At 66.6% G+C, this 21,062-nt stretch carries 24 protein-coding genes; 17 read left to right on the top strand and 7 right to left on the bottom strand.

The genetic code is table 11. The features are described 5' to 3' along the window. Positions 1-19: 19 nt before the first annotated feature. The gene (locus GPA27_RS06635; protein ID WP_169138772.1) at positions 20-1,387 is read left to right on the top strand and encodes a DUF805 domain-containing protein; all 1,368 of its coding nucleotides are present in this window, start codon (positions 20-22) and stop codon (positions 1,385-1,387) included. Positions 1,388-1,519: 132 nt separating this feature from the next. After that, complete coding sequence (locus GPA27_RS06630; protein ID WP_169138770.1) at positions 1,520-1,738, top strand: KTSC domain-containing protein; 219 nt, start codon at positions 1,520-1,522, stop codon at positions 1,736-1,738. Between the two features lie 29 nt (positions 1,739-1,767). On the opposite strand, the gene GPA27_RS06625 is transcribed toward GPA27_RS06630, so the two are convergent. Beyond that, positions 1,768-2,142 carry an EthD family reductase gene (locus tag GPA27_RS06625; RefSeq protein ID WP_246260976.1) on the bottom strand — a complete coding sequence of 125 codons (375 nt, stop codon included), beginning with the start codon at positions 2,140-2,142 and terminating at the stop codon, positions 1,768-1,770. 242 nt (positions 2,143-2,384) lie between these two features. Between GPA27_RS06625 and mnmG the strand changes: the two genes are divergently transcribed. The 13 genes from mnmG to GPA27_RS06560 all read left to right on the top strand — a co-directional run bounded on the left by mnmG (position 2,385) and on the right by GPA27_RS06560 (position 13,790). After that, positions 2,385-4,316 (top strand): tRNA uridine-5-carboxymethylaminomethyl(34) synthesis enzyme MnmG, encoded by a 1,932-nt coding sequence (mnmG, locus tag GPA27_RS06620; RefSeq protein ID WP_169138768.1) that lies wholly within the window; start codon positions 2,385-2,387, stop codon positions 4,314-4,316. A gap of 79 nt (positions 4,317-4,395) precedes the next feature. Further along, on the top strand, positions 4,396-5,031 hold the full coding sequence (rsmG, locus tag GPA27_RS06615; RefSeq protein ID WP_373322732.1) for a 16S rRNA (guanine(527)-N(7))-methyltransferase RsmG: 636 nt from the start codon (positions 4,396-4,398) through the stop codon (positions 5,029-5,031). After that, positions 5,032-5,802, top strand: coding sequence for a ParA family protein (locus GPA27_RS06610; protein WP_169138766.1), 771 nt, complete (start codon positions 5,032-5,034; stop codon positions 5,800-5,802). It abuts the gene before it with no gap. Between the two features lie 28 nt (positions 5,803-5,830). Next, complete coding sequence (locus GPA27_RS06605) at positions 5,831-6,691, top strand: ParB/RepB/Spo0J family partition protein (protein WP_169138764.1); 861 nt, start codon at positions 5,831-5,833, stop codon at positions 6,689-6,691. A gap of 199 nt (positions 6,692-6,890) precedes the next feature. Continuing rightward, on the top strand, positions 6,891-7,232 hold the full coding sequence (locus tag GPA27_RS06600; RefSeq protein ID WP_169138762.1) for an ATP synthase subunit I: 342 nt from the start codon (positions 6,891-6,893) through the stop codon (positions 7,230-7,232). Between the two features lie 2 nt (positions 7,233-7,234). Further along, positions 7,235-8,065, top strand: coding sequence for a F0F1 ATP synthase subunit A (gene atpB / locus GPA27_RS06595; RefSeq protein ID WP_169138761.1), 831 nt, complete (start codon positions 7,235-7,237; stop codon positions 8,063-8,065). Between the two features lie 59 nt (positions 8,066-8,124). Next, the gene (atpE, locus tag GPA27_RS06590) at positions 8,125-8,370 is read left to right on the top strand and encodes a F0F1 ATP synthase subunit C (RefSeq protein WP_050414076.1); all 246 of its coding nucleotides are present in this window, start codon (positions 8,125-8,127) and stop codon (positions 8,368-8,370) included. Between the two features lie 58 nt (positions 8,371-8,428). Continuing rightward, positions 8,429-8,902: a F0F1 ATP synthase subunit B gene (locus GPA27_RS06585; RefSeq protein WP_169138759.1), complete on the top strand. Its 474-nt coding sequence runs from the start codon at positions 8,429-8,431 to the stop codon at positions 8,900-8,902. 3 nt (positions 8,903-8,905) lie between these two features. Next, a complete protein-coding gene (locus GPA27_RS06580) occupies positions 8,906-9,442 on the top strand; it encodes a F0F1 ATP synthase subunit delta (RefSeq protein ID WP_169138757.1) in 537 nt (178 codons plus the stop codon). Between the two features lie 12 nt (positions 9,443-9,454). Next, positions 9,455-10,993, top strand: coding sequence for a F0F1 ATP synthase subunit alpha (atpA, locus tag GPA27_RS06575; protein WP_169138755.1), 1,539 nt, complete (start codon positions 9,455-9,457; stop codon positions 10,991-10,993). Positions 10,994-11,014: 21 nt separating this feature from the next. Beyond that, positions 11,015-11,884, top strand: a complete 870-nt coding sequence (gene atpG / locus GPA27_RS06570) for a F0F1 ATP synthase subunit gamma (RefSeq protein WP_169138753.1) — start codon at positions 11,015-11,017, stop codon at positions 11,882-11,884. A gap of 26 nt (positions 11,885-11,910) precedes the next feature. Beyond that, entirely contained in the window at positions 11,911-13,311 is a 1,401-nt protein-coding gene (gene atpD / locus GPA27_RS06565; RefSeq protein WP_076602364.1) for a F0F1 ATP synthase subunit beta, read from the top strand. A 53-nt stretch (positions 13,312-13,364) separates the two neighbouring features. Next, a complete protein-coding gene (locus GPA27_RS06560; RefSeq protein WP_169138751.1) occupies positions 13,365-13,790 on the top strand; it encodes a F0F1 ATP synthase subunit epsilon in 426 nt (141 codons plus the stop codon). Between the two features lie 190 nt (positions 13,791-13,980). Here GPA27_RS06560 and GPA27_RS06555 read toward each other — a convergent pair whose 3' ends face one another. The 4 genes from GPA27_RS06555 to GPA27_RS06540 form a co-directional block, all read right to left on the bottom strand. Then, a complete protein-coding gene (locus GPA27_RS06555; RefSeq protein WP_169138750.1) occupies positions 13,981-14,583 on the bottom strand; it encodes a ubiquinone biosynthesis accessory factor UbiJ in 603 nt (200 codons plus the stop codon). Positions 14,584-14,617: 34 nt separating this feature from the next. Then, positions 14,618-15,475 carry a Tim44 domain-containing protein gene (locus GPA27_RS06550; RefSeq protein ID WP_169138748.1) on the bottom strand — a complete coding sequence of 286 codons (858 nt, stop codon included), beginning with the start codon at positions 15,473-15,475 and terminating at the stop codon, positions 14,618-14,620. A gap of 70 nt (positions 15,476-15,545) precedes the next feature. Further along, positions 15,546-16,283 carry a bifunctional demethylmenaquinone methyltransferase/2-methoxy-6-polyprenyl-1,4-benzoquinol methylase UbiE gene (gene ubiE, locus GPA27_RS06545; protein WP_169125707.1) on the bottom strand — a complete coding sequence of 246 codons (738 nt, stop codon included), beginning with the start codon at positions 16,281-16,283 and terminating at the stop codon, positions 15,546-15,548. 2 nt (positions 16,284-16,285) lie between these two features. Next, on the bottom strand, positions 16,286-16,708 hold the full coding sequence (locus tag GPA27_RS06540; protein WP_169138747.1) for a gamma-butyrobetaine hydroxylase family protein: 423 nt from the start codon (positions 16,706-16,708) through the stop codon (positions 16,286-16,288). A gap of 162 nt (positions 16,709-16,870) precedes the next feature. On the opposite strand from GPA27_RS06540, the gene phoB reads away from it, so the two are divergent. Together phoB and phoR are read left to right on the top strand one after the other, a co-directional pair. After that, positions 16,871-17,575 carry a phosphate regulon transcriptional regulator PhoB gene (phoB, locus tag GPA27_RS06535; protein WP_169138746.1) on the top strand — a complete coding sequence of 235 codons (705 nt, stop codon included), beginning with the start codon at positions 16,871-16,873 and terminating at the stop codon, positions 17,573-17,575. 56 nt (positions 17,576-17,631) lie between these two features. Beyond that, positions 17,632-18,951: a phosphate regulon sensor histidine kinase PhoR gene (phoR, locus tag GPA27_RS06530; protein WP_169138745.1), complete on the top strand. Its 1,320-nt coding sequence runs from the start codon at positions 17,632-17,634 to the stop codon at positions 18,949-18,951. Here phoR and GPA27_RS06525 read toward each other — a convergent pair. Together GPA27_RS06525 and GPA27_RS06520 are read right to left on the bottom strand one after the other, a co-directional pair. Further along, the gene (locus GPA27_RS06525) at positions 18,893-20,533 is read right to left on the bottom strand and encodes a cyclic-di-GMP receptor FimW-related protein (protein WP_169138744.1); all 1,641 of its coding nucleotides are present in this window, start codon (positions 20,531-20,533) and stop codon (positions 18,893-18,895) included. The genes phoR and GPA27_RS06525 overlap by 59 nt on opposite strands. A gap of 38 nt (positions 20,534-20,571) precedes the next feature. Further along, positions 20,572-21,045 carry an HIT family protein gene (locus GPA27_RS06520; protein ID WP_169138743.1) on the bottom strand — a complete coding sequence of 158 codons (474 nt, stop codon included), beginning with the start codon at positions 21,043-21,045 and terminating at the stop codon, positions 20,572-20,574. Between the last annotated feature and the right edge of the window lie 17 nt (positions 21,046-21,062).

Below are 21,062 nucleotides of genomic sequence, written 5' to 3'. Positions count from 1 at the left end.
GACAGACCATTGCAGGGTGATGATTTCCGGACGCACGCTCTCGGGCGCGCCGCTCGCCGACGTGCGGGACACGGTCGGTCTCGCCTTCCAGCTGCAGGATGGGCAACTCGACCGCATGCTGTGTGGCAAACCCGTCGCGGTTTCGCGCAGTGCGACGCCGGACGTGGCCGAAAAGCTCGTCGCCCGCCTGCGCGCGCTGGACCTCGAGGCGTACGTCGAATCGCCCCCCGCCGTGAGTGGGACGCCGGTTAAGCCCACCACGCCGGTTGTTGCACCGGAGCCCCGGGAGTCCAAACCCTTGGTCGCGCCCGTTGAGACCCCGCGGGCCGCGGCTCCGCAACCCAACGAACTCTTCGCCCTGGCCCGCCCGACCGTGGCTGCCCCGGATGTCCTCCCGCAGGTCCCCGCACTCCAGGGGGCCGATGCCGAGGTGCTGTGCCCCAAGTGCGGCGAAGCGCAGCCCAAACGCACCTTGTGCCGCAAATGCGGACTCGACATGCCGCGCTACGCGGCCGCCCAGGAGGCGCTCGAGCGCGAGGCGCGCGAGCAGCGTGCCGCCGAGGTCGCGGCGCGCACGCAGTCCTCAGCCCGCGGGCGGCGGCCCGCAGACGAGGCGACTGCGGGAGTGCTGGGCGTCGGATTCTCGGGGCGGCTGGGCAGGCTCGACTACTTTACGAGTTCGCTCGTCAGCACGCTGCTCTGGCTCGCTTTCGTGCTGCTCGCGGTCAAGACGGGCAAGGCAGCCTTCGCCGGCTTCGGCATGTTCCTGTCAGCGATCTACGGCGTCCGCTGCATCGCCCTGAGACTGCACGACACCGGGCGCAACGGCTGGCTTTCGCTGATCCTCTTCGTGCCGGTGCTCGGCGGCCTGATGGCGCTTGCGCTGTTATTCATCGGCGGGGATCACGACGATAACGAATACGGCCCGGTTCCTGCCGACGGTGGCGGAAGGCGGGCGCTCGTCGCGCTCGCCGCCGTGCTCGCTCTCGGTACCTTGAGCTACCGCAACATCGCCGGGGACCCCGAGAACGCGGCCCGCTTCCTTGCCGCGATGAGCGCCGGCGAGGACGGCACCGCCCATGCCGACGACACCGGGGGGGCGGGAGCCCTCTCCCAGGCGAGTTATGCCAGCAGCAACCGCGTCGACATCTACGTGATCACGGGATGCACCGATTGCGACGACATGCGCGAGTGGCTCGACGGCAACGGGCTGCGCTACACCGTGTATGCAGTCGACAAGGACCAGTCTGCCGCCGAGCGCCTGCACTCGATCGTGGCGGGCAACGGGGACGCCCGCATCCAGCTGCCGGTGCTCGAAGTGAACGGCAAGGTCCTTCCGGGAAATCCCGACGTCGACGCCGTCCATCGGCAACTGCGCCAGGAATGACCCGCGGATCCCGGCGATCCAGGAGAAACCAGCCGGGCCATCGCGATGAGTCGGAGGGGCGTCTCGCGCCCGCTTTACTCGACGGGCGTCTTGCAGTGCAATGGCCCTTCCCCCGTCCATGAAGGAGCGACGATGAGCATCGAACGCAAACCCATTCGCCGCGGCGGCATCCGTTCCGCCGGCTACGATCGCGGCGCGCGCATCCTCGAGATCGAATTCGACAACGGCAGCATCGTCCAGCACAGCGGCGTCGGCGAAGAGATCGCACGCCGCTTTCTCGCGAGCGGCTCGCCGGTGAGCTACTACCGCGACACCATCGAGGACGAATACACGTCCAAGCGCGTGAAGTGACGTAATGGGCGCCAGGGCCGTCCGACGGTTCAGTTCGCGCTGCTCGACAGATGCAGGTGGAACGGTCCGGGATCGCTGCGCCGCGCATTGATCAGCACCTCGCTGATCTGGATTACCGGCGTGATGTCCGTGTAGTTCGGCACGTCGTCCATGATCTCCGCCGTGTGCGGGCCGAATGAAGCCTGGAAATCCGCCTCCGTGTGGAAATACAGGTGCGCCATCGCGACGAAGCTCGGTGGCGAACCTGCCGCACCGCCGGCGATGCCGCGATCCACGGCAATTCCCTGGCATGCGTCGCCAAGCTTGTCCTTTACCATCGGCATGTGCTTGGTGCAGTAATAGTCAAAGTCGAAGCGGAAGGCGTCGGCATACGGGTACAGCACACTCACTTTGACCATTTGCATTCCCCCTCTTGCGATTGGATGTCTGGGTGACGGCCGAGCGACGTGACCGACGTCGGCTTTACGCTCATCAGTATAGTTGCCCCGGCCCGACCGCGCCGCTACCGATCTTCCCTTCGCAAATCGAGACAAGTAACTGTTTGGAAAACATTTTTCTGTGAAACATGAGCGGGAAACACTAGGCTTTTGCACTGCAACAGCGTAAAATCGCGGGCCTTCCCGCTCCATCCGCGCCGGGGTGCGCCATGTTCTATCCCTCCCGTTTCGATGTCATCGTTGTTGGCGGTGGCCATGCCGGCACCGAAGCCGCCCTCGCGTCCGCGCGCATGGGTGCGAAGACGCTGCTGCTCACGCACAACATCGAGACGCTCGGGCAGATGAGCTGCAACCCGTCGATCGGCGGCATCGGCAAGGGCCACCTCGTCAAGGAAGTCGACGCGCTCGGCGGCGCGATGGCGGCCGCCACTGACGAGGGCGGCATCCAGTTCCGCATCCTCAACGCATCGAAAGGCCCTGCCGTGCGCGCCACCCGCGCCCAGGCCGACCGCGTGCTGTACAAGGCCGCGATCCGCGGGCGCCTCGAAAACCAGCCCAACTTGTGGCTGTTCCAGCAGGCGGTCGACGACATCACCGTCGCGGGCGACCGCGTCACCGGCGTCGTCACGCAGATCGGCCTCGCCTTCGAGGCCCCCGCCGTCGTGCTCACCGCCGGCACCTTCCTCAACGGCCTCGTGCACGTCGGCCTCGAACACTACTCCGCGGGCCGCGCCGGCGACCCGCCCGCGATCTCCCTCGGCCAGCGCCTGAAGGAACTCAAGCTGCCGCAGGGGCGCCTCAAGACCGGCACCCCGCCGCGCCTCGACGCGCGCACGATCGATTTCTCCGTCATGCAGGAGCAGCCCGGCGACGACCCCGTGCCGGTGTTCAGCTTCCTCGGCTCGGCCGCCCAGCACCCCGCGCAGCTGCCGTGCTGGATCACGCACACCAACCAGCGCACCCACGACATCATCCGTGCCAACCTCGACCGCTCGCCGATGTACTCCGGCGTCATCGAAGGGGTCGGCCCGCGCTACTGCCCGTCGATCGAGGACAAGATCCACCGCTTCGCCGACAAGGACAGCCACAACATCTTCCTCGAGCCCGAAGGCCTCACGACGCACGAGATCTACCCGAACGGGATCTCCACCTCGCTTCCCTTCGACGTCCAGCTCGCCGTCGTGCGCTCCATCCGCGGCCTCGAGAACGCGCACATCCTGCGTCCCGGCTACGCGATCGAATACGACTACTTCGACCCGCGCAACCTCAAGAGCAGCCTCGAGACCAAGACCTTTCACGGCCTCTTCTTCGCCGGCCAGATAAACGGCACCACCGGCTACGAGGAAGCCGCCGCGCAGGGCCTGCTCGCCGGCGCCAACGCCGCGCTGCAGGTGCAGGGGCGCGAAGCCTGGTGCCCGCGCCGCGACGAGGCCTACCTCGGCGTGCTCGTCGACGACCTCGTCACCCGCGGCGTCGCCGAGCCCTACCGCATGTTCACGTCGCGCGCCGAATATCGCCTCTCGCTGCGCGAAGACAACGCCGACCTGCGCCTCACCGAAAAGGGCCGCGAACTGGGTCTCGTCGACGACGTGCGCTGGGACGCCTTCTGCCGCAAGCGCGAAGCGATCGAGCGCGAAACCGCGCGCCTCAAAGCCACCTGGGCGAATCCCGAACGCGTGCCCGCGGCCGACGCCGAGCGCGTCGTCGGCAAGGCGCTCGAACGCGAATACCGCTTCTTCGAGCTGCTGCGCCGCCCGAACACCCGCTACGTCGAGCTCATGACGCTGCCCGGCGCGCCCGAGACCCCCGAGACCGACCCGCAGGTCATCGAGCAGCTCGAGATCGCCGCGAAGTACCAGGGCTACATCGACCGTCAGCAGGACGAGGTCGCCAAGCAGCTACAGGCCGAATCGACGCGCCTGCCGGCCGGCCTCGACTACGCCGACGTGCGCGGCCTGTCCAAGGAAGTGCAGCAGAAGCTCAACCTGCACAAGCCCGAGACGATCGGCCAGGCCGGTCGCATCCAGGGCATCACGCCGGCCGCGATCTCGCTGCTGCTGGTGTGGCTCAAGCGCCGCGAACTCGTCGCGCGCGGCCGCAGCAGCGCGGGCGATGAGCCGCCACAGGCGAAGTCGGCATGAGCGCCCACGCGCGGCCGCCCGAAGGGGGCGCTCTTCCTCCCTTGGGGAGGATGTCGCGTAGCGACAGGAGGGTAGTCCAGTGAGCGCGATGACGCTGGAGCGCGGCCTCGCCCAGATGGGCCTCACCCTGCCGGTCGACGTGCAGACGCGGCTCCTCGCCTTCGCCGCGCTGCTGCAGAAGTGGAACAAGGTCTACAACCTCACGTCGATCCGCGATCCCGGCCAGATCGTCACGCATCACCTGCTCGATTCGCTCGCGCTCCTGCCGCAGCTGACGGGCATCGAACGCCTCGCCGACGTCGGCTCGGGCGGCGGACTCCCCGGCATCCCGCTCGCGATCGCGACGGCAGGCCGCCAACCCGCGCTCGCGATCTCGTCGATCGAGACCGTCAACAAGAAGGCGAGCTTCCAGCAGCAGGCGAAGATCGAGCTCGGGCTCGCGAACTTCACCGTCGTGAATGAACGCGTCGAGAACGTGCACCCCGACGCCCCGTTCGACGCCATCGTATCGCGCGCCTTCTCCGAACTCGCCGATTTCGTCGGCCTCACGCAGCACCTGCTGCGCCCCGGCGGTCGCTTCCTTGCCATGAAGGGCGTGTATCCTCATGACGAAATCGCGCGCCTGCCCGCCGACTTCCGCGTCGTCGAGGCCGTGCCGCTGACGGTGCCGGGACTCGGCGCCGAACGACACCTGATCATCGTGGAAAAGAGCTGAATGGCACGAATCTTCTGCGTCGCCAACCAGAAAGGCGGAGTCGGCAAGACGACCACCTGCGTGAACCTCGCCGCCGCGCTGCAGCTCGCCGGGCAACGCACCCTGCTCGTCGACCTCGACCCGCAGGGCAACGCGACGATGGGCAGCGGCATCGACAAGCGCGCGCTGCAGAAGTCCGTGTATCACGTCCTCGTCGGCCTCGCGACGCTCGACGAAGTGCGCGCAAGCTCCCCGTCCGGCGGCTACGACGTCCTGCCGGCGAACCGCGACCTGGCCGGTGCGGAGGTCGAGCTCGTCGACCTCCAGCGCCGCGAGAACCGCCTGCGCGACGCCTTCAAGCAGTTCGACGCCGACTACGACTTCGTCCTCGTCGACTGTCCGCCTTCGCTGTCGATGCTCACGCTCAACGGCCTGTGCGCCGCCCACGGCGTCATCATCCCGATGCAGTGCGAGTACTACGCGCTCGAAGGCCTGTCCGATCTCGTCAACACGATCAAGAAGGTCCATGCCAACCTCAACCGCGACCTCAAGATCATCGGCCTGCTGCGCGTCATGTTCGATGCGCGCATGACGCTGCAGCAGCAGGTCTCCGCCCAGCTCGAGAGCCACTTCGGCGACAAGGTGTTCGACGCCATCGTGCCGCGCAACGTGCGCCTCGCCGAGGCGCCCAGCCACGGCATGCCCGGCGTCGTGTTCGATCGCGCCGCCAAGGGGGCGCAGGCCTACATGGCCTTCGCGAACGAAATGATCGAACGCGTGAAGACGCTGTAACCCGCCCACGATCCAGCAGGCAAAGCCCATGTCCCGACCCAAACTCAAAGGCCTAGGCCGCGGCCTCGACGCCCTGCTCGCGGCGAACAACGACGACGACGCCGTCGGCGAACTGCAGACCCTCGACGTTGTCACGCTGCGGCCCGGCAAGTATCAGCCGCGCACGCGCATGGACCCCGGCTCGCTCGAGGAACTGGCCGCCTCGATCAAGGCCCAGGGCGTCATGCAGCCCATCCTCGTGCGCCCCGTCGATGGCAGCGGCTACGAGATCATCGCCGGCGAACGCCGCTGGCGTGCCGCGCAGATCGCCGAGCTCGCCGAAGTGCCCTGCCTCGTGCGCGAGATCCCCGACGAAGCCGCGCTCGCGATGTCGCTGATCGAGAACATCCAGCGTGAGGACCTCAACCCCCTCGAGGAAGCGAGCGGCATCCAGCGCCTCATCGACGAATTCGGCATGACCCACCAGCAGGCCGCCGACGCCGTCGGCCGCTCGCGCCCGGCCGCCTCCAACCTGCTGCGCCTGCTCAACCTCGCACGCCCCGTGCAGGAACTGCTCATGGCCGGCGACATCGACATGGGGCACGCGCGCGCCATCCTCCCGCTCGACGGCGCAAGCCAGATCCAGCTTGCGAATCAGGTCGCCGCGCGCGGGCTGTCAGTACGCGACACCGAGCGCCTCGTCCAGCAGACCGTCAACCCGCGTCCGAAGAAGACCGCCGTGCCCCCCGACCGCGATCTCCAGCGCCTCGAGGAGGAAATTGCCGACGTCATGGGCGCGACGGTCCGCATCAGGGCCAATCGCAAGGGAGCGGGGGAAATCACCCTGCAGTTCGGCAGTCTCGACCAGCTCGACGGCCTTCTCGCGCGTCTGCGCGGCCCCCTCGACTGACCCCGGCAGCGCGGCCGCGCGGCGCGTCCGTGGGGCCTGTTCCCTACGCAGAACTGCGTATCTTGTATAAGATGCAGGACTGCTCGAAAAATCCATGCTGCACTGCGATACCTATTTGACTTTGTTACGGTTAACCCCTAGTATTCGCGAAATTTTTGAGGCGGTCGGCGCCTGAAAGGCGCAGCGCGACGGCAGATCCATGCTGAAGATGGTTTTACTGCAGTTGGGCGCAACGATCGTTGCAACGGCCATTGCGGCCGTTTTTTTCGGCCCGGCCGGAGCGATCTCCGCAGCACTCGGAGGTCTTTCCTGCGTGCTGCCCAGCGCCCTGTTCGCGCTGCGGTTGCACCTCGTCGCCAAGCGCGGCGGGTCTGGCCATGTGGCAGCTTTTTTTGTCGGCGAGTTCCTCAAGGTCGCGTCGATAGTGGGATTGTTGGCGTTGGTCGGGCTGCAGTATGAAGACGTCCACTGGGGTGGCCTCTTCATCGGCCTGATTCTGGCGCTGAAGGCGAATTTATTTGCATTTTTGGTGAAGACCTGAATATGGCTACCGAAGCACCCACCGCAGGCGAGTACATCGTCCACCACCTCACCCACCTCAACTCCACCGGTCACGCCCAGAAGGCGGTCATCGACTGGAGCGTGTGGAACCTCGACACCCTGTTCTTCTCGGTTTCCCTGGGCGTCATCGCGCTGTTCTTCCTGATCCGCGCCGCCAACAAGGCCACCGCAGGCGTTCCCGGCCGCTTCCAGGCTGCCGTCGAGATCCTCGTCGAGATGGTTGCCGACCAGGCCAAGGGCATCGTGCATAGCGCCGAATCGCGCAAGTTCGTCGCGCCGGTCGCGTTGACCGTGTTCCTGTGGATCTTCCTCATGAACTCGATGGACTTCCTGCCGGTCGACCTGCTGCCGCGCATCTGGCAAGCCATCACCGGTGACTCGCACTCCTACCTGCGCGTCGTGCCGACCGCCGACCTCAACGGCACGCTCGGCATGTCGATCGGCGTGCTGCTGCTGTGCCTCTACTACAACATCAAGATCAAGGGCTTCTCGGGCTGGGTGCACGAGCTCTTCACCGCGCCCTTCGGCAGCCACCCGCTGCTGTATCCGATCAACTTCCTGATGCAGATGATCGAGTTCCTCGCCAAGACCGTTTCGCACGGCATGCGACTGTTCGGCAACATGTACGCCGGCGAGCTGATCTTCATGCTGATCGCGCTGCTTGGCGGCACTGCCACCGTCTTCGGTTTCGTCGGCCACATCGTCGCGGGCTCGATCTGGGCCGTGTTCCATATCCTGATCGTTGCGCTGCAAGCCTTCATCTTCATGATGCTGACGCTGGTCTACATCGGCCAGGCGCACGAAAGTCACTAACGATTTATTTGTAGTAACTGGTTTCTCTTTAACTTCAATCTCTTTACTAAGGAGTCGTCATGGAAAACGTTCTGGGTTTTGTTGCGCTGGCCGCTGGTCTGATCATCGGTATGGGTGCTATCGGTGCTTGTATCGGCATCGGCATCATGGGTTCCAAGTACCTCGAAGCTTCGGCCCGTCAGCCTGAACTGATGAACGCGCTGCAAACCAAGATGTTCCTGCTGGCTGGTCTGATCGACGCCGCGTTCCTGATCGGTGTCGGTATCGCGATGATGTTCGCCTTCGCCAACCCGTTCCAGCTCTGATCGGTTCGCTCATTTGGCCTCCATTGGCCTCATTGAACACAACTGAGGAGCAAGAACAGTGAATTTGAACGCAACCCTGATTGCCCAGCTCGTTGTGTTCTTCATTCTGGCGTGGGTCACGATGAAGTTCGTGTGGCCCCCCATCGTGAAGGCACTCGACGAGCGCGCGAAGAAGATCGCGGACGGGCTCGCGGCTGCGGACAAGGCAAAGGCCGACCTCTCTCTCGCCGAGAAGAAGGTCGTCGAGGAACTGCGCAAGGCCCGCGAATCCGCGGGTGACGTGCGCGGTGCTGCCGAGAAGCAGGCAGCGACCGTCCTCGACGAGGCCCGTGCCGAAGCCGCCCGCATCATTGCCCAGGCGCGTGAAGCCGCCCAAGGTGAAGCCGGTGCCGCTGCACAGCGTGCCAAGGAAGCCCTGCGCGACCAGGTCGCCAACCTCGCCGTCGCCGGTGCCGAGCGCATCCTGCGTCGCGAGATCAACGCCCAGGTGCATGCCGATCTGCTCGCCAACCTGAAACAGGAACTGCAATAAGTCATGGCCGAGAACGTCACCATCGCGCGCCCCTATGCGGATGCCGCCTTCGAGCTGGCCCGCGGGGCAGGTGCGCTGGGGCCTTGGTCGGAAGCACTCGATCGGCTGGCCGCGATTGCCGCGGACAGCTCGATGCGGGCCTGCATCAGTGATCCGAAACTGTCGGCGCAGCAGCTGTACCAGCTGTTCCTCGACGTTTCGGGTCAGGGCCTGACCCCCGAACTGCAGAATTTCGTCCGCGTCCTGGTGGACAACGAACGCCTGCAGGTGCTTCCGGAGATCCGTGACCTGTTCGTCGATCTCAAGAACGAACATGAGGGCGTCAAGGAGGCGGAAATCGCCTCCGCCTTCCCGCTCGACGATGCGACCCTGGCAACGCTGAAAGGCGATCTTGAAAGCCGTTTCAAGACCAAGCTGAACATCAGCGTGAGCCTCGACCCCGAACTCATCGGGGGGGTCCGTATCGCCATCGGCGACGAAGTGATCGACGCCTCGGTCCGCGGCAAACTCGCGAACATGGCCGCTGCGCTAAAGAACTAGGAGCATACCCAGATGCAACTCAACCCCTCTGAAATCAGTGACCTGATTAAGAGCCGGATCCAGAACCTGCAGCTCGCAGCCACGTCGCGCAACGAGGGTACGGTGGTGTCGGTTACCGACGGCATCACCCGCGTTCACGGCCTGGCAGACGTCATGCAGGGCGAAATGCTGGAATTCCCTGGCAACACCTTCGGCCTCGCGCTGAACCTCGAGCGCGACTCGGTCGGCGCGGTGGTTCTCGGCGAGTACGAGCACATCACCGAAGGCGACTCGGTCAAGGCGACGGGCCGCATTCTCGAAGTGCCGGTCGGTCCCGAACTGATCGGCCGCGTCGTCAACGCGCTGGGTCAGCCGATCGACGGCAAGGGCCCGATCAACGCCAAGCTGACCGACAAGATCGAGAAGGTCGCTCCGGGCGTCATCTGGCGTCAGTCGGTTTCGCAGCCGGTGCAGACCGGTCTGAAGTCGGTCGACTCCATGGTGCCGATCGGCCGTGGCCAGCGCGAGCTGATCATCGGCGACCGCCAGACGGGCAAGACCGCCGTCGCCGTCGACGCGATCATCAACCAGAAAGGCCAGGACATGTTCTGCGTCTACGTTGCGATCGGCCAGAAGGCCTCGACGATCGCCAACGTGGTGCGCAAGCTGGAAGAGCACGGCGCGATGGAATACACCATCGTCGTCGCCGCGACCGCTTCCGAGTCCGCCGCGATGCAGTTCATCGCCCCGTACTCCGGCTGCACGATGGGCGAATACTTCCGCGACCGCGGCCAGGACGCCCTGATCATTTACGACGATCTGACCAAGCAGGCCTGGGCCTACCGTCAGATCTCGCTGCTGCTGCGCCGCCCGCCGGGCCGCGAAGCCTACCCCGGCGACGTGTTCTACCTGCACTCGCGTCTGCTCGAGCGCGCCTCGCGCGTCTCCGCCGACTACGTCGAGAAGTTCACCAACGGCGAAGTCAAGGGCAAGACCGGTTCGCTGACCGCGCTGCCCGTGATCGAAACCCAGGCCGGCGACGTTTCCGCGTTCGTTCCGACCAACGTGATCTCGATTACCGACGGCCAGATCTTCCTTGATACCGACCTCTTCAACGCCGGTATCCGTCCCGCGATCAACGCCGGTATCTCGGTGTCGCGAGTCGGTGGCGCCGCGCAGACCAAGGTCGTCAAGAAACTCTCCGGCGGTATCCGTACCGACCTCGCGCAGTACCGCGAACTCGCGGCCTTCGCGCAGTTCGCTTCGGACCTCGACGACGCGACGCGCAAGCAGCTCGAGCGCGGCCGCCGCGTGACCGAACTGATGAAGCAGGTCCAGTACGCGCCGATGTCGATCGCCGAGATGGCCATCACGCTGTTCGCGGTGAACAACGGCTACTTCGACGACGTCGATGTCGGCCGCGTGCTCGCCTTCGAGAACGGCCTGCAGCAGTTCGTCAAGACGAAGAACGCCGCGCTGGTCTCCAAGATCCTGTCCGCCAAGGAGCTCGACGCCGACGGCGAGAAGCAACTCGTCGCCACGATCGAAGAGTTCAAGAAGAGCTGGGCCTAAGGCCGCGGACGGAGACGGAATATGGCTAGCGGTAAGGAAATCCGTACCAAGATCAAGAGCGTGCAAAACACGCGCAAGATCACCAAGGCCATGGAAATGGTGGCCGCATCCAAAATGCGCAAGGCGCAGGACCGGATGCGTGCTGCCCGTCCCTATGCCGACAAGATCCGCCGACTCGCCGCGAACCTGTCCCAGGCCAATGTGACCGACTACAAGCACCCCTTCCTGGTCCACAAGGACCAGGTCAAGCGGGTGGGCCTGATCCTCGTCACCACCGACAAGGGTCTGTGCGGCGGTCTCAACACCAACATCCAGCGTGTCGCGCTGAACGCGATGAAGGAATGGAGCGCCAACGGCGTTTCCGATATCCGTGCCTGCTGCATCGGCAACAAGGGTTTCGGCTTCATGCAGCGGATGGGCGCGAACGTCGTGTCGCACGTCGTGCAGATGGGCGACACGCCGCACCTGGAAAAGATGATCGGCCCGGTCAAGGTCATGCTCGATGCGTTCCAGAACGGCGAGCTCGATGCGGTGTACGTTGCCTACACGCGCTTCGTCAACACGATGAAGCAGGAGCCGGTGCTGGAGCAGCTGCTGCCGCTGTCGGGCGAGCAGCTCGGCACCCCCGACAGCTCGTGGGACTACCTCTACGAGCCGGACCCGCAGGTGGTCATCGACGAAATGCTCGTGCGTTACGTCGAGGCGCTGGTGTACCAGGCTGTCGCCGAGAACATGGCTTCCGAACAGAGTGCGCGAATGGTGGCAATGAAGGCCGCCTCCGACAATGCCAAGACCGTGATTGGCGATCTGCAGCTGGTCTATAACAAGACCCGCCAGGCCGCGATCACGAAGGAGCTGTCGGAGATCGTCGGCGGCGCCGCCGCGGTGTAACGGAATATTGATTTAAGGAAACGACGATGAGTCAAGGAACTATCGTTCAGTGCATCGGCGCCGTGGTGGATATCCAGTTCCCCCGCGAAGCGATGCCCAAGGTGTATGACGCGCTCAAGCTCGACAGCGCCGCCGGTTCGTTCGCCGAAGACGGGCTGACCTTCGAGGTCCAGCAGCAGCTCGGCGACGGCGTGGTGCGTACCATTGCGCTCGGTTCGTCCGACGGCCTGCGCCGCGGCATGACCGTGACGGGCACGGGCAAGGCGATTTCGGTGCCGGTCGGTCACGGCACGCTGGGCCGCATCATGGACGTGCTGGGTCGCCCGATCGACGAAGCCGGCCCGATCCAGGCCGACGAACTGCGCCCGATCCATGCGAAGGCCCCGAAGTTCGACGACCTTTCGCCGTCGGTCGACCTGCTCGAAACCGGCATCAAGGTTATCGACCTGGTCTGCCCGTTCGCGAAGGGCGGCAAGGTCGGCCTGTTCGGCGGTGCCGGCGTGGGCAAGACCGTGAACATGATGGAGCTGATCAACAACATCGCGAAGCAGCACTCCGGTCTGTCGGTGTTCGCTGGCGTGGGTGAGCGTACCCGTGAGGGCAACGACTTCTACCACGAGATGAAGGACTCCAACGTTCTCGACAAGGTTGCGATGGTGTTCGGTCAGATGAACGAACCCCCGGGCAACCGTCTGCGCGTCGCGCTGACCGGCCTGACGATGGCCGAGCGCTTCCGTGACGAAGGCCGCGACATCCTGTTCTTCGTGGACAACATCTACCGCTACACGCTGGCCGGTACCGAAGTGTCCGCGCTGCTGGGCCGGATGCCGTCCGCGGTGGGTTACCAGCCGACGCTGGCGGAAGAAATGGGCCGCCTGCAGGAACGCATCACCTCGACCAAGGTTGGCTCGATCACCTCGATCCAGGCCGTGTACGTCCCTGCGGACGACTTGACCGACCCGTCGCCGGCAACGACCTTCCTGCACCTCGATTCGACCGTCGTTCTGTCGCGTGACATCGCCGCGCTGGGTATCTACCCCGCCGTCGATCCGCTCGACTCGACCTCGCGCCAGCTCGACCCGCTGGTCGTCGGCGAAGAGCACTACGGCGTGGCCCGTCAGGTGCAGATGACGCTGCAGCGCTACAAGGAACTGCGCGATATCATCGCGATTCTGGGCATGGACGAACTGTCGCCGGAGGACAAGCTGGCCGTGTCGCGTGCGCGGAAGATCCAGCGTTTCCTGTCGCAGCCCTTCCACGTCGCGGAAGTGTTCACCGGCTCGCCGGGCAAGTACGTGCCGCTGAAGGAGACGATCAAGGGCTTCAAGATGATCGTCAACGGCGAGTGCGATCACCTGCCGGAGCAGGCGTTCTACATGGTCGGTGGCATCGAAGAGGCCATCGAGAAGGCCAAGAAGCTCCAGTAATCTGGCCCGCCGCGCGGCAGTCCGCTGTCGCGCGGCCTTGAAAAGGAGTCAACATGGCAATGACGGTCCACGTGGACATCGTCAGCGCGGAAGAGCAGATCTTTTCCGGCCTGGCGGAGTTCGTTGCGCTTCCGGGCGAAGCGGGCGAACTCGGGATCCTGCCCGGCCACATGCCGCTGATGACCCGGATCAAGCCGGGCGCGGTGCGTGTGAAGGTGCCGGATCAGGCGGAAGAAGAGCTGATTTTCGTCGCCGGCGGCATCCTGGAAGTTCAGCCGGGGCTGGTCACCGTTCTGGCGGACACCGCGATCCGGGGTAAGGATCTCGACGAGGCCAAGGCCCTCGAAGCCAAGCGTATGGCGGAAGAGGCGCTGCAGAACAAGTCGTCGGAGCTGGACTACGCGAAGGCTCAGGCAGAACTGGCCGAAGCGATCGCCCAGATCGCCGCGATCCAGAAGCTGCGCAAGCGCGGTCACTGATCGGCGTTCGCCGCGTCCGCGGCGAGCATGAAGCAAGAAGGGCAGTCCGCGAGGACTGCCCTTCTTATTTATGCCTGCGACCCAACGACGCGGCTCTTGATTCGCTGCGCGTGCTCGTTAAGCAAAGGCCGTGCAGGGCTTGGGGACGTCCCCTCTGGCGTGCAGAGGGGTGTCGGGATGGTGTGCGGGATCAGCCGCAGCGTCCGGCCGCAGTGAGCCGGCCGAGGCGCTTGTCGAGGCGCGCGAGATCGTCGCGCAACGTGCGCAGTTCGTCGCCGAGGGCGGCGAGCGCGCCGTGGGTGACCAGCGCCTGCTGTTCCTCGGTCAGGTATTCGGCTACGTTGCCGGTGAGGCCGGCCCACGCGCGCGCATGCATCTGCCGCAGGCTGCCGGCGCTCTGCACGATGCGGTGCGCGACGATGTCGCCGAACACGCGCGACAGGTCTTCCTCTGCATCCCAGCGCAGGTTGCGGAACACGAAGCCGAGCGTGTCGGCGAGCTCGGCATTGCCTTCGATGCGCACCGCGTTCATCACCTTGTTGGCGTCGCCGCCGACGAGGCCCGGCAGGGCCGAAAGCGGGAGCGACAGCGTGACCCCGGGCTCCTCGCCGCCCTCTGCGTCGCCGAGGTAGCCGTCGCTGTCGATTGCGAACAGCAACTCGACCGGTTCGGCGCGCAGGCGCGCGCAGCGGCCGGCGTGCGGGGCGAGGCGCTCGCGTGCCCAGTCAGCGCGCGCAAGCAGGTGATTGATGGCGGCGAGGGCGCCGCGAGTGCCGAAATTCAGTGCGGACATGTTCTCGAAGGGGATGCGGCGGCGCTGCGCGTGATCAGGCGACCTGCTGGATGCCGGCGACGACCCAGCCCCCCGCGCCGCTCAGCGGCTTGGTGAGGTGCCAGACTTCGTCGAAGGGCGCGGGCGGGGCGGCGGGCTCCTCGCGCAGCAGGCCGGTGAAGCGCACGCTGACGATGTAGCGCTGCGCCTCCTCCGCGACCTCGAGCACCTGGGCGTTGAGTTCCACGACGTCGGTGCGCTGCTCGCTCATGCCGCGATCGGCCATCTGCAGGCGGATTTCGGCGTACATCTCGGGACTCGTGAACTCGCGGATGTCGTCGAGGTTGCCGGCGTCGTGGGCCGCCTGCAGGCGGATGAAATTGACCTTGGCCTGGCGGGCGAAGGCCTCGGCGTCGAAGTCGTGCGGGAACGCCCGGGCGCCGGGACCGCCGCTGCCGCCGGGGAGGACCGCCGCGGGCGACGCGGGGGCCGGCGTGGCGCCGCCGCCATGCACGGCGCCGGCGTACTGCATGCCGGGGCTGGCGCGGGAGTCGCCCGTGCGGCGTGTGAGCATGCGGAAGAGCGCGAAGGCGGCGAAGACGAGCAGGGCGATCAGCATGACGGACGCGAGTTCCTCGCTCAGGCCGAGGTGCGAGAACAGCGCGGCGAGGCCGAGGCCCGCGGCGAGACCCGCGAGCGGGCCCATCCACGAGCGCCGGGGCTGCGTCGTTGCGCCGGCGGTCGGCGACGGTGCCGGCGCGGGTGTCGCGGATGGCCGCGGCGCCTGCGGTGGGCTGATCTGGCGTTGCATGCCGAGGCTGCTGCCGCCGCCGAGGCGTCTGGCCTCGACGTCGGTGACGCCCAGGCCGAGGGTGAAGACGATCGCGATGAGGCAGAGGACGAACTTGTTCATGGCTCGTGTCACTCCATTGTGCGCCGTGTTCCGCTCCGCACGGCAGGGCCGGTGCGGAATGCGCCGGGTGTCAGACCTTGTAGCCGCGATGCAGCGCGACGATGCCGGCGCTGAGGTTGAAGTAGTCGACCCGCTTGAAACCGACTTGTTCCATCAGCGCCTTGAGTTCCTCCTGGGGCGGATGCATGCGGATCGACTCGGCGAGGTAGCGGTAGCTGTCGGCGTCGCCGGCGACCTTCTGGCCCATCCACGGCAGGATCTTGAACGAGTAGAGGTCGTAGACGGGCGAAAGCGGGCCCCAAACCTTGGAGAATTCGAGCACCAGCAGGCGGCCGCCCGGACGCAGCACGCGGCGCATCTCGGCCAGCGCGGCGTCCTTGTGCGTCATGTTGCGCAGGCCGAAGGCGACCGTCACGCAGTCGAACCAGTTGTCGGGGAAAGGCAACTTCTCGGCGTTGCACTGCGCGACCGGCAGGGCGTAGCCGCGGTCGAGCACGCGGTCGCGGCCGACCGAGAGCATGGCGTGGTTGATGTCGGTGAGCCACACCTGGCCTTCGCGCCCGACGCGCTTGGCGAAGGCGAGCGAGAGGTCGGCGGTGCCGCCGGCGACGTCGAGCACCCGGTCGCCGCGGCCGACGCCGGAGATCTGGATCGTGAACGCCTTCCACAGCCGGTGAAGGCCGAAGGACATCAGATCGTTCATGACGTCGTACTTGGTCGCGACCGAGGAGAAGACCTCGGCGACGCGCTGCTGCTTCTCGCCTTCGGCGACGGTCTGGAAGCCGAAGTGGGTGGTCTTGTCGTTCATGTTCAGTGCTTGTGGCCGCAGCCGTGCGTGGGCGCGGGCGGTGGGTTGTCGGCAGGATCGCGGCTCGCCCCGGCGGCGGCGAGGCGCTCGAGGTACTGTTGCCACAGCGTCTCGTGCTGCGTGGCGAGCATGTGGAGGTAGTCCCACGAGTACAGGCCGCTGTCGTGGCCGTCGGAGAACACCAGCTTCACGGCGTAGTGGCCGACCGGCTCGATGTCGAGGAGCTCGACGTCGCGCTTGCCGACCTGCAGGGTTTCCTGCCCGACGCCGTGGCCGCGGACTTCGGCGGACGGCGAATACACGCGCAGGAATTCGAAGGGCAGCGCGTATTGCCGGTCTTCGCCGAAGGCGATTTCGAGCACGCGCGACTTCCGGTGCAGCGTGAGTGCGGTGGGGATGGGGGTGTCGTCGTCGAGGCCGGCCATGCTTGCCCCTGCTTGCGGATGGAGGGGGTGTCAATCATACCCGAATCGGCGCGCGCCCGTGCCCTGCGGGCGGTCGGCGAAGCGCTTGTTGCGGGATCGTGACCTGTCACAAAATCGTCAATTTCCTGCAATACACTGCGTGCGATGACATGGAGTGTGAATATGGCCGCGAACATCCTGCTTGTGGAAGACGAACCGGCGATCCAGGAGCTGATTGCCGCCAACCTCGGACGTGCCGGGCATCACGTGGTGCGCGCCGGCGATGCCGAGACGGCGCAGCGCATCGTGCGCGACGCGCTGCCGGATCTGGTGCTGCTCGACTGGATGCTGCCCGGGATGTCGGGTATCGAGCTGGCGCGCCGCCTGCGGGCGGACGAGCGCACGCGCACCATCCCGATCATCATGCTGACGGCGCGCGGCGAGGAGCAGGACAAGGTCGCGGGCCTGGAGATGGGCGCGGACGACTACATCACCAAGCCCTTCAGCCCGCGCGAGCTGGTCGCGCGCATCAAGGCGGTGCTGCGCCGGCGCGCGCCGCAGGCGACCGAAGACCCGGTGGAGCTGGGCGGGCTGAGCCTCGATCCGGCGACGCACCGGGTCGCCGCGGGCGAACGGCCGGTGACGCTGGGTCCGACGGAGTTCCGCCTGCTGCATTTCCTGATGACCCATCCCGAGCGCGTGCATTCGCGCGCGCAGCTGCTGGACCAAGTGTGGGGTGACCATGTCTTCGTCGAGGAGCGCACGGTGGACGTGCACGTGCGGCGGCTGCGCGCGGCGCTGGAGCCGGTCGGCCATGACGGGCTGATCCAGACCGTGCGCGGCAGCGGCTATCGCCTGTCGGCGCAGCCGGCCGTGGCCGGCGTGTAAGATTCCGGACTGGCAGCCTCGAGCGGGAGTCCCTCATCAGACCCGAAGCGCGATACGTGTGGTGGCAGGCGGTGCGCATGCTGGGCCTGGTCGCCCTGCTGGCACTGATCGTCGGCGCGATCGGCGGCAAGGTCGCGGCACTGGCGATGCTGTTTGCCGGCCTGTTGGCGATGCTCGCCTGGCAGCTGCTCAACCTGCAGCGCCTGGTCGTATGGATGCACGCGCCGGCCGGCACCGCGCTGCCTGCCGGGGTCGGCATCTGGGCGCACATTTTCTACGACCTGGACCGGCGCTCGCGCACTTCGGTCGACCTGCGCGAGCGTCTGACCGGCGCGCTCGACCGCTTCCACGAGGCGAGCCAGGCGATGCCGGACGGGGTGCTGTACCTGTCGGCGAACGACCGCATCGAGTGGCTCAACCGCAAGGCGGAGCAGCACTTCGGCATCGACGGGCGGCGCGACCACGGCGTGCTGGTGACGACGCTGGTGCGCGAGCCGGAGTTCGTGCGTTTCCTGCAGGCGGGCGACTACGCGGATCCGCTGGTGCTGCATTCGACGCGCCGGGCGGGCCTCACGCTGTTGCTGCAGGTCGTGCCCTTCGGCGACGAGCAGAAGATGGTGGTGTCGCGTGATGTCAGCCAGCTGGAGAAGCTGGAGACGATGCGGCGCGACTTCATCGCCAACGTGTCGCACGAGCTGCGCACGCCGCTGACCGTGGTGACGGGCTTCCTCGAGACGCTGATTGACGGCCGCGACGACTTCGCGCCCGTGGACGTGACGAATTTCCTGCAGCTCGCGCTGGACCAGTCGCTGCGCATGCAGACGCTGATCGAGGACCTGCTGACCCTGTCGGCGCTGGAGACGGGCGCGCCGGCGGCGGTTGAGGAGCGCGTGGACGTCGCCGCGCTGGTGCACAGCATCGCCGAGGACACGCGTCTGCTGTCCAATGGCCGGCACGCGATCGACGCCGCCATCGACGCGCGCGCGGACTGTGCAACGCTGCTGGGCAGCGAGAAGGAGCTGCGCTCGGCGTTTGCGAACCTCGCCAGCAACGCGGTGCGCTACACGCCGTCCGGCGGACGCATCCGCTTGAGCTGGAGCTGCACCGACGGCCGCGGGGAGTTCGCAGTCGAGGACAACGGCATCGGCATTGCCGCGGAGGACATCCCGCGCCTGACGGAGCGCTTCTACCGTGTCGACCGCGGCCGCTCGCGCGAGACCGGCGGCACCGGCCTGGGGCTGGCGATCGTCAAGCACATCCTGTCGCGCCACCAGGCCGAGCTGCGCATCGCCAGCGAGCCCGGCCGGGGGAGCCGCTTCAGCGCGTGCTTCCCGGCTTCGCGCCTGGGGCCTGCGATTCCAGCGCCTCGTAGCTGACCTGGACGAAATCGGGGCCGCGCAGGATCGCCTTCGTGAGCCGCAGCTGATAGCGCTCGCGGCCATCGACGACATCGATGACCCGTTGCGGCTGGAACCATTTGGCCGGCAGGATCAGCGAGGCGTCCGCCTTGAGTGCCGGCGTCGGGGGCAGCAGGAAGGCTTCGAGGAAGGCTTCGTGCAGATTGCCCGTGAGGCCGAAGGGGCGTATCGCGACGACCCGGGGCAGGCCCGGGAGCACCTGCACGCCCGCTTCCATGACGCCGTCGGCGCGGTACATCAGCCAGCTGAGCTGTGCGAGCAGGAAGTGCTCGCCGTCGGGCGGGCGTACGCCGACGAGCTGGTGGTGTTCGAGGCGCTGCGTGTGGGGATCCTGGAACAGGCGGAAGCCGCTGACCGAATGGTCCGCGACCTGCCAGTGCGCGCAGGTGAAGCCGAGCCGCGCGGCCGCGCGCCGGCGTTCGTTTTCGTTCCAGCGCGGGTTCTCGGCCTGGGTGACGCGCTCGCCGAAGGTGAGCAGCGAGATGTCGCTGCGCAGGCTGCGCTGCGTCGCGTAGATCGGGGGCTGTTCGAAGGTTTTGCCGCTGACGTGGAAGGCGATGGACGACCAGCCGGCGGTGAGTTCGGCGCGCCCCTGTGTGCCGCGCCGCGGGAAGCGGCGTCCGGCGGAGGCGAGGCCCCAGGGGCGGTACAGCGACAGCAGCAGCTTGGCGCAGGCGTCGATGGGGCAGTCGGCGCCGAGCCCGAGCGAGGAGGGTGTGACGCCCTGCTTGAACTGTTTGAGTACGGCCTGGATCTGTCCGGCGAGCTTGCTGCCGTCGAAGCGGCGCCGTGCGGCGGACGGCGTGAGCACGCCGAGCGGGCGCAGGCCGTGGTCGGCGCCCAGATCGAGTCCGTAGGCCGCGGGCTGCGGGGTTTCGCCGTCGGGTCCGCCGAGCAGCTCGCAGTAAGGGGCGAAGCGCTGCGCCCAGCGGCACACCCAGCCGAGGTCGCGCTCGCTTCGGCCATAGGGGTTGGCGAGGTCGACGAGCAGCACGGCGACGAAGGCCTCGGCCGGGCTTTGCGCCTTCCAGATGTCGTTGAGCGCATCGGGGATGCGTACCGTGGCGACGCCCAGCGCCTCGGCCGCGCAGAAGCCGTCGTGCAGCGCGGTCCACGTCCCCTTGGGGATGGCGCGATGGGCGCGGAAGTATTCGAGCGGGACCATGCCGGCATAGTGGATGCGCCGTTGCGCCAATAGTGCACGCTGGTCGGCCGGCAGGCTCTCGGCGCCGCTCGTGCGTGCGACCTGCCCGTAGGACCGGGTCATGGCCTGCCACAACGCGACGACGCTGCGCAGCGTTTCGTTCTCGACGCTGTCGGGCGGCAGCGGATGGGCGGCATAACGGCTGGCCATCGCGGACTGGGCGAGTGCGATGTGCGGGCGCGCCGCTTCGAGGATCTCGAGATGCCGTTCCGGGGGTGGAGGGTTGCGCAGCAGCGCCTGCACCATCTCCGACAGCAGTCTGTGGGTCTCGTCGACATTCAGCGGATGCAGCCTGTCGAGCAGCGCCAGGCACTCGACGGGATCGTGATAACCCATGGGTTCTCCGTGGTGCGTTCGGTCCGTGCGTGCAGCGGTCATCCGGCGGTCTGTTCGGTGAGCATCGCGACCAGCGTCGCGGCGAGGGTTTCCACCGGCGGGGCCGCGCGCTGCGCGCCGGTGCGCTGCGGCGCGCTCCACACCGACTGCGGGAAGTGGGCATCGTCGGCGAAGCGCGGGATCACGTGCCAGTGCAGGTGCGGAACCATGTTGCCGAGGCTCGCGAGGTTGATCTTGTCCGGACGCATCAGCTGGCGCAGCGCGGCTTCGGTCGCTAGCACGACGTTGAGGAGGTGGCGCTGTTCGCCGCCGTTGAGGTCGGTCATTTCGGCGACGTGGTGGTTCCACACGACGCGGCAGAAGCCCGGATAGCCGGGCTCATCGACGAGGATGACACGGCAGCTGCCGTCGCGCCAGACCAAGGTCTCGTTGGCAGCCGGACACAGTGGACAATCGGACACGGGTTTCCCCTTCGGCGATATGGTGAAAGTCGGAATGTAGCCTTTCGGCATGAGACTGCGAAGTGAAA

The sequence above is a fragment of the Aromatoleum toluolicum genome (assembly GCF_012911005.2).
In the GTDB taxonomy this organism is placed as follows: Bacteria; Pseudomonadota; Gammaproteobacteria; order Burkholderiales; family Rhodocyclaceae; genus Aromatoleum; species Aromatoleum toluolicum.
The sequence above is the reverse complement of the archived record's forward strand: the minus strand, read 5'-3'. Positions and strand labels throughout refer to the sequence as shown.